The organism is Marinobacter pelagius (genome assembly GCF_003315345.1).
In the GTDB taxonomy this organism is placed as follows: Bacteria; Pseudomonadota; Gammaproteobacteria; order Pseudomonadales; family Oleiphilaceae; genus Marinobacter; species Marinobacter pelagius_A.
Window position 1 is genome coordinate 101994 of sequence record NZ_QNRO01000014.1, and the last position, 11942, is coordinate 113935.

The 11942-nt window shown below is 59.2% G+C and carries 10 protein-coding genes; 4 read left to right on the plus strand and 6 right to left on the minus strand.

Annotated features, from left to right (window positions below):
• Nucleotides 1-19: 19 nt before the first annotated feature.
• Genes DET50_RS13040 through DET50_RS13055 form a run of 4 tightly spaced genes read left to right on the plus strand, consistent with a single transcriptional unit; the run spans nt 20 to nt 3169 of the window.
• Nucleotides 20-859 carry a cytochrome c oxidase assembly protein gene (locus tag DET50_RS13040; RefSeq protein ID WP_113863278.1) on the plus strand — a complete coding sequence of 280 codons (840 nt, stop codon included), beginning with the start codon at nt 20-22 and terminating at the stop codon, nt 857-859.
• The gene (locus DET50_RS13045; RefSeq protein ID WP_113863279.1) at nt 856-1449 is read left to right on the plus strand and encodes an SCO family protein; all 594 of its coding nucleotides are present in this window, start codon (nt 856-858) and stop codon (nt 1447-1449) included. The genes DET50_RS13040 and DET50_RS13045 overlap by 4 nt, the downstream gene beginning before the upstream one ends.
• A gap of 56 nt (nt 1450-1505) precedes the next feature.
• Nucleotides 1506-1652 carry a DUF2256 domain-containing protein gene (locus tag DET50_RS13050; RefSeq protein WP_113863280.1) on the plus strand — a complete coding sequence of 49 codons (147 nt, stop codon included), beginning with the start codon at nt 1506-1508 and terminating at the stop codon, nt 1650-1652.
• Nucleotides 1649-3169: an FAD-binding domain-containing protein gene (locus DET50_RS13055; RefSeq protein WP_113863281.1), complete on the plus strand. Its 1521-nt coding sequence runs from the start codon at nt 1649-1651 to the stop codon at nt 3167-3169. Before DET50_RS13050 ends, DET50_RS13055 begins: the two co-directional genes overlap by 4 nt.
• On the opposite strand, the gene DET50_RS13060 is transcribed toward DET50_RS13055, so the two are convergent.
• The 6 genes from DET50_RS13060 to DET50_RS13085 all read right to left on the minus strand — a co-directional run bounded on the left by DET50_RS13060 (nt 3170) and on the right by DET50_RS13085 (nt 11556).
• On the minus strand, nt 3170-3634 hold the full coding sequence (locus DET50_RS13060; protein ID WP_113863282.1) for a universal stress protein: 465 nt from the start codon (nt 3632-3634) through the stop codon (nt 3170-3172). It abuts the gene before it with no gap.
• Nucleotides 3606-5225, minus strand: a complete 1620-nt coding sequence (locus DET50_RS13065) for a BCCT family transporter (protein WP_113863283.1) — start codon at nt 5223-5225, stop codon at nt 3606-3608. The genes DET50_RS13060 and DET50_RS13065 overlap by 29 nt, the downstream gene beginning before the upstream one ends.
• An 88-nt stretch (nt 5226-5313) precedes the next feature.
• Complete coding sequence (locus DET50_RS13070; RefSeq protein WP_113863284.1) at nt 5314-5808, minus strand: hypothetical protein; 495 nt, start codon at nt 5806-5808, stop codon at nt 5314-5316.
• 152 nt (nt 5809-5960) lie between these two features.
• Nucleotides 5961-9086, minus strand: coding sequence for an efflux RND transporter permease subunit (locus DET50_RS13075; protein WP_113863285.1), 3126 nt, complete (start codon nt 9084-9086; stop codon nt 5961-5963).
• Nucleotides 9083-10381 carry an efflux RND transporter periplasmic adaptor subunit gene (locus tag DET50_RS13080; protein ID WP_113863286.1) on the minus strand — a complete coding sequence of 433 codons (1299 nt, stop codon included), beginning with the start codon at nt 10379-10381 and terminating at the stop codon, nt 9083-9085. Before DET50_RS13080 ends, DET50_RS13075 begins: the two co-directional genes overlap by 4 nt.
• A 5-nt stretch (nt 10382-10386) precedes the next feature.
• On the minus strand, nt 10387-11556 hold the full coding sequence (locus DET50_RS13085) for a TolC family protein (RefSeq protein WP_473741717.1): 1170 nt from the start codon (nt 11554-11556) through the stop codon (nt 10387-10389).
• Between the last annotated feature and the right edge of the window lie 386 nt (nt 11557-11942).

The window sequence follows — 11942 nt, forward strand, 5'->3', positions numbered from 1 at the left end:
TGCACACAGAGTGGTTTCCATGCCCGATATTGGCTTCCTGGCCCCTTATGATTTCTCACCCCTGACCATACTCAGTTTCGCGCTGGTACTGGCAGGCTATGGTTTTGCGCTCTTACGCATGGCGCCAGACCAACGCCCCGGTTCCGTGCGTATCGTCGCCTTCGTGGTTGGAGTGCTGTTGTGCTACGGGGTCATGCAGACCCGCTTCGATTACTACTCCCAGTACATGTTCTTCGTACACCGGGGCCAGCACCTGATCCTGCACCACCTGGGACCGTTTCTGATCGCCTTGTCCAACCCGCTGCCGATTTTCCGTTTCTGGCACGAGAAAATGAGCCCCACCCTTCGCTCCTGGCTGCGGCCGGTGGGCTGGGTATACCGAATCCTGCAACAGCCGGTGATTGCCGCCGTCCTGTTTGTCGGCCTGATCTATTTCTGGCTGTGGCCACCGATCCATTTCGACGCCATGCTCTCGCGCCAGCTGTACTGGACCATGAACTGGAGCATGCTGCTGGATGGCCTGCTGTTCTGGTGGCTGATGTTCGATCCCCGCTCGCCGGTTCTGACCAGCGCGCTGGGGTACGGCAAGCGCATCCTGATTCTGGCGGCAGTGGCCATTCCCCAGATGATCCTCGGTGCCTGGATCGTGTTTTCACGGGGCATGGTGTATGACGTCTACGAAGTCTGTGGCCGGGCCTGGCCCATGGCGCCGGAAACCGACCAGCTGCTGGGGGGCCTGCTCACCTGGATTCCGCCGGCTATGATGAGCGTCATCGGTATCCTGCTGATCCTGCGCCGGGCCATGCACGAGGACGGCAGAATTGTAAAGCCATCAAGACTGGCGGGAGAGAATTTATGACCAAACGGCTGCTGCCCCTGATCCTGACCGTTTCGGTTCTGGCACTGACAGGCTGCTTCGGAAATGACGAGCAGTGGCATGGCAAGGACATTTCCGGCCTCATGCCCGAGCTCGAATTCGAACTTGTCGGCGCCGGCGGCCAGACCGTTACGCCGGAGGATTCCGCGGGCGACATCCGACTGCTCTACTTCGGATTCACGTCCTGCCCGGATGTCTGCCCCACCACCCTCACCGATCTGCGCAAGGCAGTGAACCAGTTACCAGCGGACTACCGCGATGACATCACGACGCTGTTCGTCAGTGTCGATCCGCAGCGGGACACCCCGGAACGCCTTGGCAGCTATGCCAGTTTCTTCGGCGATCACGTGGTGGGCCTGACCGCCGCGGAGCCGGAACTGCGGGAACTCACCAAACGCTACCGGACCACGTTCGGCTATGACGAGCCGGATGCCGATGGCAATTACAACGTTTCCCACAGCAGTGCGGTCTACGTCTTCGATCGGTCCGGCAACGCTCGTCTGCTGCTGCGCCCCGGGCTGACAACGCAGCAGGTCAGCGAGGATCTGGCACAATTGCTGAGCGAGGCCTGATCCCCACGCACGGTGCCGGCGTAATTAGAGGCGAAATCCCCAACCGGAACAAACTGGTGAGCCACAGCAAGCCCCATCTGCCGACGAAAACCTGCCCGGTGTGCCAGCGTCCGTTCGCCTGGCGCCGGAAATGGGCCCGGGACTGGGAGAACGTACGTTATTGCAGCGAGCGCTGCCGTCGCGCGGGGAGACATCGGCCATGACCACGGTAGTGTGGTTCAAACGCGACCTGAGAACCCATGATCACGGCCCCCTGGTGGCCGCAGCAGCACTGGGCGAACCGGTGTTGCCGCTGTTCGTTATTGAACCGGACTACTGGCAACTGCCAGATACCTCGGCACGCCACTGGGGCTTTATCGATGACTCGCTCCATGACCTGAAACGGCAACTGCGCAAGCTGGGCTCGGACCTGATCGTACGGAGCGGTCCGGTCACGGAAATACTGGCGCAATTGCACACAAGCGTTGGCGTGAGCCGGATCTTTTGTCACCAGGAAACCGGCGGAAAATGGACGTTTGAGCGGGACCGGTCCGTCATTGCCTGGTGTGACAGCAATAACGTCGAGTTCCGGGAGTGGCAGCAGTTCGGGGTGGTACGCCGGCTGCGGGATCGGGACTACTGGGATGACGAATGGTCCCGGCTTATGAAAACCGGAGTCCATGACGCGCCGACCCAGCTGCCGACATTGCCGGAAGGAGTCCATGCGCCCGCATCCTGGCAACCCCCGGAGGCAGCCTGTAACCGGGCCTGCCCGGATCGACAGGCCGGCGGCAGTGCCCGGGGAGAGAAGCTGTTGGCATCGTTCCTTGAGCGCCGGTGTGTGGGCTACCAGTACAACATCTCCAGCCCGGTAACCGCAGTCCGGGCCTGCTCACGGCTGAGCCCGCACATTGCCTACGGCACCGTCAGCCTGAGGGAGATCTACCAGCAAGCGAGGGCCACCGGTCAGCATCGCAATACCCTGCCCCGCAAGCAGCGCAGCCTGACCAGCTTCCGTTCCCGGCTGCACTGGCATTGTCATTTCATCCAGAAACTGGAAGACGAGCCGGAACTGGAATTCCGGGCCATGCACCGGGAGCTGGAAAAACTGAAAAACGGGCCCAATAATTCCGAGCGCCTGCAACGCTGGCAGGAAGGCCAGACCGGCTGGCCACTGGTGGATGCCTGCATGCGTGCCCTGCACCACACCGGCTGGATCAATTTCCGGATGCGGGCCATGCTGATGGCGGTGGCCAGTTACCAGCTCTGGCTGCACTGGCGCGAGCCGGCCCTGCATCTGGCCCGGCAGTTCACGGATTTCGAGCCGGGTATCCATTACCCCCAGGCGCAGATGCAATCCGGCCTGACCGGCATCAACGCCCTGCGGATCTATAACCCGGTCCTCCAGAGCCAGAAGCTGGACCCCGACGGCGAATTCATTCGCCGCTGGCTGCCGGAGCTGGCCGGCGTGCCGGCAGAAATGATTCATACCCCCTGGCTAATGACCCCGACACAGAAGCAACGGTTCGGAGGCAATACCTACATCAGCCCGGTGTGCGACCACGAACAGGCGGCGCGGGCCGCACGCAAGGCGATCGGCGAGTTCCGGAAACAGCACGTGAGCCGGGCCGAAACCGAACGGGTCCTGCAACGCCATGGCAGTCGCAAGGGACCGGTCCAGAAGCGGCCGACACTGCCCACAGACATGGGCCAACCGGACCAGTTGTCGCTGTTTGACTGATCAGTCGCTTTCCTCGTCCTTTGCCTCCGGCTCGGCTTTCTCCAGTGACGGCAGCACCAGCACCGGGCAGGGCGCGTTCACCGAGACATACTCCACGGTGGCCCGGCGCAGGGGCCAGTAGCCGCTGCTACCACGAGACACCAGGATCAGAAGGTCGGCACACAGCTGGCCGGCCAGTCCCACCAGCTTGTCACCGGCGGTGCCCGCCACCACATGAAAACTGGCGTTAAGATTCAGGGGCAGGTATTTGCGTGCCAGCAGATCCAGCATTTCGCGGACCTCCGCTTCCTTTTGCTCGGGCGCTTCCTCCGTTACGTGGGGGAAAAATCCGCCACCGCCCGGGCTGTAGACACTGGCAAGGTGCAGTTCACCATCCTCGGCCAGCAGATCCACCGCGGCCTCCAGGGCACGTTTGCCCTCGCCGTCATCCTCCGGATCAATGGCGATCAGCAGCTTCCGATACATACTCGTTCTCCTGTTTGGTTTCGGCGGTGGCCTCCACTTCCGGGAAGGCTCTTCCCTTGACCAGGGCTTCGACGCTGTAACCACGGTAATCCGCTCTCAGAGCCCGGAACAGTGATACAGCCATGAAGATCAGTAAGATGCAGAAAGGCAGGCCCAGGGAGGTAATGACGTTTTGCAGGGCATCCAGTCCACCGGCCAGCAAGAGCGTAGCGGCAATCACACCCTGCGCCGCCGCCCAGAAAATCCGCTGGCGCACCAGTGAGGGCTGATCATCCCGCCGGGTCAGCAGGTCTATCACCAGGGAGGCGGAATCCGAGGAGGTGGTAAAGAAGATCACGATAATCACCACACTCAGCGCAGATGCCACTTCCGCCAGCGGGAAGGCCTCGAGAAACGCGAAAATGGCGACGGAGGGGTCCTGCTGTACCTGGTCCGCCAGCGCCACGACACCGTTCATCTCGACCTGGATGGCAGACAAACCGAAGATGCCGAACCACACCAGCGTGAAGGCAGTGGGGGCAAAAAGGACACCACCGACAAACTCGCGAATGGTCCGCCCCCGGGAGATGCGGGCAATGAAGATACCGACATAAGGCGCCCAGGAGATGGTCCAGGCCCAGTAGAACAGGGTCCATTGCCGCTGCCAGTCGGTCTCCTTGAAGGTTTCGGTCCAGAATGCCAGCCAGGGCAAGGCATCGAAGTAGTCGCCCACACTCTGCACCATGCCTTCGGCAATGAACACGGTTGGCCCAACGGCGAGCACGAATGCGAGCAGGACCATGGCCAGCAGGATGTTGAGCTGGGACAGCCGGCGCACTCCCTTGTCCAGCCCCAGCGCCACCGATGTGGCGGCGATGCTGGCAATGACCGCAATCAGAATGACCTGGACCAGGCCGGTAGAGGGCACACCAAACAGGTAATTCAACCCGCTGTTGAGCTGCAGGGTCCCCAGCCCCAATGAGGTGGCCACGCCAAACAGGGTGCCAAGCACCGCGATCACATCCACTGCCCAACCCCAGGGACCAAACGCCTTCTCACCAAGGATGGGGTAAAAAAGACTGCTGATGCGCATGGGCAGGTTGTGCCGGTAGGCAAAGTAACCGATCGCCAGGCCCGGCATGGCGAAAATGGTCCAGGTATGCAGCCCGAAGTGGTACAGCGCCACCGTCATGGCATCACTGGCGGCCCGCTCGGTGCCGGGCTTTACCCCCTCGAACGGCGGATTGGCGAAATGGGACACCGGTTCCGCCACACCCCAGAACATCAGGATAGTGCCGATACCGGCCGCAAACAGCATGGTGAACCAGGTCAGGTTGGAATAGTCCGGCCGGCTGTCATCGCCGCCAAGCCGGATGGTGCCGTAACGGCTGACCGCCAGGCCCAGCAGGAACACCAGCAGGGAGGTGACCGCAAGGATGTAGAACCAGCCAAGATTGCGGGCCACCCAACCGGTCAGCAGGCCGAAATACTCGGCTACGGCCTGATCAAAGGGGACCGCCAGGGCAACAAACAACGTTGCCACCCCGGCAGAGGTGAAAAATACTCCCGGTATTGTCTGCAGACCCAATCGACGTTGCAGCCGTTCCAGCACGCAAGCCTCCGCATCCTGAAAATCGAAAAAGATGCTTCTCAACCTAGCACAGCTGTCAAACCGATTGGTGAACCGGGATCAATTTGCCTCAATTACTGTTTCTGTTCAGTTGCCGCTGATGCTGTAGCATCTGTTCCATCATCAACTGCATCTGGTCCATGCGCTCCTGCATGAACTGCAAACGCTGATCGGGTGACATGCCAGCGGCATTGCCCTGACGATTACCCTGGCCAGGCTGATTGTTCATCATGCCCTGCCCCTGGTTACCGCCCATCATGCCGCCGGCGCCTCCCATCATGCCCGGGCCCATCATGCCCCGGTGCATCAACTCCATCTGGTCTTCCATGGCCTCCCAGTGGTTTTCGAGGAAGCGCTGACGCTCCTCCGGTGATCCGGCCCCGGGCATCTGCTGCATGAATCCGTTCATACGCGACCAGTTCTGCTGCATTTGCTGCATCTGGTCCTGGTCCATCATCATTCCGGGACCGTGGCCCTGCCAGTTGCCCTGTTCACCGTGAGCAGACGCCCAGACAGGAGCGGCCGCCAGAATGGTGCATACTGCAAGCTTCTTTACTGAAACCATCTTCATTCTCCATCACGCGGGTTCAAAACACTCACCCCTATTTAACGCTCAAGAGCTGAATTCAAACTGAATTTCCTGGCCGAGACGGCAACGAATTGATCTCGCTCAAAAGATTCATCCGATTTGTCAACGGGCCGGCGAATACAGCCCGTTCACTCACCAGCCAAGCCTCTGGCTCTCCAAAGGTAGTAACCCACAGGAATCACCAGCAGAGCCAGAATCACAGCGCTGATCATCCCGCCAACCATCGGTGCGGCAATCCGCCCCATGACTTCGGATCCGGTACCGCCACCGATCATGATAGGCACCAGCCCTCCGATAATCGCGGCAGCCGTCATCATGACCGGCCGCACCCGCAGTCCAGCGCCGTGGAGGACCGCGTGGCGGAGCGTTTCCCGCCTCGGGGCCAGCCCTTTCCGTTCACAGGTTTCCAGCATTGCCTGGTACGACTGGTTCAGATACACAAGCATGATCACACCGATTTCCACGGCAACGCCGGCCAGGGCAATGAAGCCGACACCGACCGCCACCGAAAAGTTGTAGCCGAGCAAATACATCAGCCAGATGGCACCGATCATCGCAAATGGCAGCGTGCCCATGATGATCCCTACCTCTGCAAAACGGCGGAAGTTCAGGAACAGCAGGATGACAATGATCGCCAGGGTCAGCGGCACCACATAGGTCAGTTTTTCCTTGGCGCGGAGCATGTATTCATACTGGCCGGACCAGCTAACGGAGTAGCCTGCAGGCAAATCAAGCTCGTCGCTCACTATAGCCATGGCCTGCTCTACATAAGTGCCCACATCGACCCCATCAATATCCACAAAGGTCCAGCCATTGAGGCGGGCATTCTCGCTCTTGATGGCCGGCGGCCCGTCCTCAACCCGGATATCGGCCACATCCGCCAGGGCAATTCGCTGCCCGGACGCGGTCACGATAGGAAGCTGCTCCAGCTTTTCGGGCGAATCCCGGTAATCCTCGGGGTACCGGAGGTTGATGGGGTAACGTTCAAGACCTTCGATAGTCCTCGATACGTTGATACCACCAATCGCCGAGGCCACCACCTGCTGGACATCGGCGATGTTCAGCCCATAGCGTGCGGCACCTTCGCGGTCAATATCCACCTTGATGTAGCGCCCGCCGGCGACCCGCTCGGAGTAGACAGACGCCGTCCCGGGGATGTCTACCATGATCTCCTCAAGGCGTTTGCCGATGTTCTGAATAATGGCAAGATCAGGCCCCGCCACCTTGATACCGACCGGCGTTTTGATACCCGTTGCCAGCATATCGATACGGGTGATGATCGGCATGACCCAGGCGTTGGTCACTCCGGGAAAACGAATCAGGGTATTGAGTTCCTGCTTCAGTTTTTCGGTCGTCATGCCTTCCCGCCATTCATCCCTCGGCTTGAGCTGGATGAATGTCTCGATCATGGTTAACGGCGCCGGATCGGTTGCGGTGTCGGCCCGCCCTACTTTTCCGAACACCGTTTCGACTTCAGGCACGGTCGCAATCAGCTTGTCCGTCTGTTGCAACAGCTCCCGGGCTTTGCCAATGGAGATGCCCGGATAAGTGGTGGGCATATACATCAGATCGCCTTCGTCCAGCGGCGGGATGAACTCACTGCCAATCTTGGTAGCCGGCCACAGGCCGACGACCAGTATCAGCAGTGCAGCCACAACCGTCATCCTGGGAAACCGGAGTACCAGCTTCAGCACCGGCATATAGGCACCGACCAGCAGCCGGTTCACGGGATTCCTGTGTTCCGGCAGCACCTTGCCGCGAATGAAATAGCCCATCAGAACCGGAACCAGCGTCACCGCAAGAGCCGCACTCGCCGCCATGGCGTAGGTTTTGGTGAACGCCAGGGGCGCAAACATCCGCCCTTCCTGCGCCTCCAGGGCGAACACCGGCACAAAACTGACCGTGATGATCAGTAGCGAGAAAAACAACGCCGGACCCACCTCGGAGGCTGACCTTGCGACGACTTCCCAACGGTTCTCGGGTGTGAGTGGCGTCCGTTCCATGTGCTTGTGCATGTTCTCAATCATCACAATGGCGCCATCAATCATGGCGCCAATGGCAATGGCGATCCCCCCAAGCGACATGATATTGGCGTTGATACCCTGCCAGTGCATAACAATAAAGGCCGCCAGGATGCCCACGGGAAGACTGAGAATCGCCACCAGCGACGAGCGCACGTGGAACAGGAAGACAATGCACACCAGACCGACGACCAGGAACTCTTCAAGCAGTTTGAATCCGAGGTTATTGACGGCTCGCTCGATCAGACCAGAGCGATCATAAACCGTCACCACTTCCACACCTTCGGGCAGGCTGGATTTCAGGTCCTCCAGCTTCGCCTTCACCCCATTAATCGTTGCCTGGGCGTTCTCACCAAAGCGCATTACCACAACGCCGCCAACAGCTTCACCTTCCCCGTTCAGTTCGGCAACGCCACGCCTCATCTGAGGGCCGACCTCAACGCTGGCCACATCTTTCAGGAGAATCGGGGTACCGTTATCGTCAAGACCCAGCGGGATCGACAACAGATCATCACGGGACTGGATATAGCCCGACGTGCGAACCATGTATTCCGCTTCCGCCATCTCGATCACCGACGCGCCCACTTCCTGGTTGCCCCGTTTGATCGCGTTCTGGATGTGAGCCAGCGGGATGCCCAGTGCCCGTAGCTTTTCCGGGCTGACCTTGACCTGATATTGCTTCACCATGCCGCCCAGTGCGGCCACCTCCGACACACCCGGCACCGTTTGCAACTCGTACTTCAGGAACCAGTCCTGAAGGCTGCGCAGCTGGCTCAGATCGTGGTTGCCGGTGCGGTCAACCAGGGCATAAAGATACACCCAGCCAACGCCGGTGGCGTCGGGCCCCAGCTGAGGCCGGGCCGAATCCGGCAGACTGGGTGCCACCTGGGAAAGGTACTCCAGCACCCGTGAGCGGGCCCAATACATGTCGGTGTCTTCATCGAAAATCACATAAACGTAAGAGTCACCGAAGAATGAGTAGCCTCTCACCGTTTTAGCACCCGGCACCGAGAGCATGGCCGTTGTCATCGGATAGGTCACCTGGTCTTCAACCACCTGCGGAGCCTGCCCCGGGAAGCTGGTTTTGATGATGACCTGTACATCGGAGAGATCCGGCAGGGCGTCCACCGGTGTGTTCTTCAGTGAATAGAGGCCAAGCCCGGTGATAAGCAACGTCGCCAGCAGCACCAGGAAACGGTTACGCACAGACCAGTAGATGATGGCTGAAATCATGACTCGTCCCCGCCATGATTCATGGTGCTGTGGTCCATCCCCCCGTGATCCATCTGCGGGCCTGTCTCTTCACCGGCTGGCGCTGACATCCTCTGGAAATCCGACGTTTTGCTGGATTCGGAATCAATGAGGAACTGGGCGGAGGTCACCACGGTATCGCCCGGTTTGACACCATCAAGGATCTCCGCATAAGGGTCGCCGATACGACCGACGCTGACATTGACGGATTTGAAAGCGCCCTCCTCAAGCGCCAGCACCAGACGGTCGCTCTGCCCGGTGCGGATTATGGACTCCCTGGGCACAAGCATGCGCCGCTCTCTGCGTTCGCCCTGAACCTCCAGCCCGGCGAACATACCTGGCAACAAGGCACCATCGGTATTGTCAAAGCGCATTCTGACCTGCGCCGTGCGGGTTTTCGGATTGATCTCCGGATAGATATAATCCACGCGCCCGGCCCATTGGCGCCCGGGCATGTAATCCAGTGTCATCACCACCCTGTTACCCGCGTCAAGCGCGGCAAGCTGGCTCTCAAAGACTTCCCCGATCACCCACACCTCATCCAGTGACGCAATCGACAAAACCCGGTCGCCGGGCTTGATAAACATACCTTCCCGCACGTTCAGGTTATCGATAACGCCCGAGGCCCGGGCGTGGACGGTCATTGTTCGCTGAACTTCACGGGCGTCTTTCAGCTGACGGATCACGGTCGCAGGCACATTCAGTGCCCTGAGACGTTCTTCAGCCGCGTTGATCAGACGCTGGTTTCCCCGGTTCAGCGCCAGGATCAGCTCTTCCTGTGCGTTGACCAGTGTTGGTGAATAGAGGGTGTAAAGGGGCTTTCCTTTCTCAACCGTTTCGCCCTCCGCTTTTACATAGAGGGCTTCGATCCACCCTTCCACACGTGGGTGCACATGGGTCATTTCATCCTCGTTGTACTGCACGTAACCCACCGTCCTGACGGTGCTTGGCAGCCGCCCCTGGATCACGGACGCCGTCCGCACGCCGAGGTTGTTCACCACGGTGGGCGAGATCCGGACCGTGCCTGGTGCGTCTTCCCCTGAGCCGCCCTCCTTATAGACGGGCACCAGATCCATGCCCATGGGCGACTTGCCGGGCTTATCTCGTTTGAAATTGGGGTCCATGGGCGCCACCCAGTACAAAGGTTCGTTGCTTTCCGTGCTGGTTGGGCCAGTGGCGTGGTTCATTCCGGCTTCGGGAGCCAGCCAATAGGCAGTCGCTGCCCCGGCAACGCCACCCAGCAATACAAAGCCCAATGGGCGAATCAGATTGGCCATGGTCGTTAGTCCTGATCGTTCGGTAGTGAGGAAGAAGTTGTTTCAGGGGAGTGCGCAGTCAAATAACGAAAGCTCGCGAGATTTTTTGCGCGCTCGGCAACAATCTGTATCAGCTCAACCCGGGCGTTAAGCTCGTCGATACGGGCGCGCACGGCTTCTGCGAAATCGCCATCGTCGTTGTTGTAGGCTGTCAGGGCAGCGCTGGCCTGCTCTTCCATTTGTGGCAGCAGGGTCTGACGGTATAGCCTGATCCGGTCGTCCAGCTGCTCAATCCGTGCCAATGCGGCGCGGGCCCTGGCCTGAAGCTCCCGCATCTGCAGGATCCGCTCGGACCTGGCAGCTTCCAGGCGGGCTGTTGAGGAGCGCAGCTTCCGGTCCTGTCGGTTACCGGTAAAAATCGGGAGGTCAAAACCGATTCCGACAGAAAACAGATCGGCCCGGTCCTGTCCATTCGGAGCCCTGTCCCGATATCCATACTGCGCAAAAACAGACCATTCCGGCTTGTAGGCCTGGCGCGCCAGGTCCACATCAATCGCCTGGGCATCGATTAACTGATCGGTGGCACGGATTGAGGGATGGCGGATTAACCCATTAACATCTGTTTCCGTCTCCCTGTTCGGAATTTCGGCCAATAGCCCTGGTGGAATCTGTCTGGTGACCGGTAACTGTGTTGCCTCCGCGCCAATCCACTCACCCAGCGATTCACGGCTGGACGCCAGTTGGGTGTTCAGGGCTGCCAGTCGGTCCTCAAGCCGGGTCAGTTCCAGTGAAGCCCGAATGATGTCCTGTTGCCTGGAGCCCATGGTCGCAGAGGTGTAGCCCGCTTCGGCGACATCTGACAACTGCTCAAAGAGCCCCCGGTTGCTCTCTATCAACCGGATACTCTCCTGGGATCGCCAGAGCTCGAGCCAGAGGTGAGTGACCCTTTCCGTTACCTGCTCTCGGCGATTTTCCCGGCGGAATGGCTGCACTTCAGCCATCCGGGTCTTTTGTTCACTGGCCAGCTGACGACTGTCACCACGGGGAATGCGCTGGGAGAAACCGATTGTGGCCTGAGTCATTGCTTCCTGCCTGGTGTCGAAAGTATCCGTGGGCAGGTTTGCGGCGCCGAGGGTTACCCGGGGATCAGGGAGCGCTCCCTCTGCATAGGATTCTTCGATCAACGCCTCCTGCATCCGGGCGCTCTGCCGAAGCCAAGGGTCGTTCCCGATAGCCGTGTTAACGACCTTGGTCAGTTGAAGTTCTGAGTTTGCCCAACCGGACAGACTGGTTAAAACCAGAACACAAAAAATGGCAGGTTTTATAACGGGAGGAGGGATGGACAACTTTAAATCTCCATTGAAGTTATTTATGAACGGAGATCTTATGGCTCCAATCTGAAACCAAACTGAAACTTATAACAAAAATAGTATATTTTGATCTGGCTCAAATATTCTTCAAGCCTGACAAATATCAAAAAATATTAAGGAAGGTCTGAATAACTGCTGATATTTGCCCATCTTGGGTTTAAACGGCAAAAAATCGAAGATTCAGACACTATTTTCCCTTTATTTGTGTGTTT

Bases quoted from the DNA above. Each gene is read 5' to 3' on its own strand.
- DET50_RS13040 (WP_113863278.1), top strand. From the start codon at position 20: ATGCCCGATATTGGCTTCCTGGCCCCTTATGATTTCTCACCCCTGACC.
- DET50_RS13045 (WP_113863279.1), top strand. From the start codon at position 856: ATGACCAAACGGCTGCTGCCCCTGATCCTGACCGTTTCGGTTCTGGCA.
- DET50_RS13055 (WP_113863281.1), top strand. From the start codon at position 1,649: ATGACCACGGTAGTGTGGTTCAAACGCGACCTGAGAACCCATGATCAC.
- DET50_RS13060 (WP_113863282.1), bottom strand. From the start codon at position 3,634: ATGTATCGGAAGCTGCTGATCGCCATTGATCCGGAGGATGACGGCGAG.
- DET50_RS13070 (WP_113863284.1), bottom strand. From the start codon at position 5,808: ATGGTTTCAGTAAAGAAGCTTGCAGTATGCACCATTCTGGCGGCCGCT.
- DET50_RS13075 (WP_113863285.1), bottom strand. From the start codon at position 9,086: ATGATTTCAGCCATCATCTACTGGTCTGTGCGTAACCGTTTCCTGGTG.
- DET50_RS13080 (WP_113863286.1), bottom strand. From the start codon at position 10,381: ATGGCCAATCTGATTCGCCCATTGGGCTTTGTATTGCTGGGTGGCGTT.
- DET50_RS13085 (WP_473741717.1), bottom strand. From the start codon at position 11,556: ATGCAGGAGGCGTTGATCGAAGAATCCTATGCAGAGGGAGCGCTCCCT.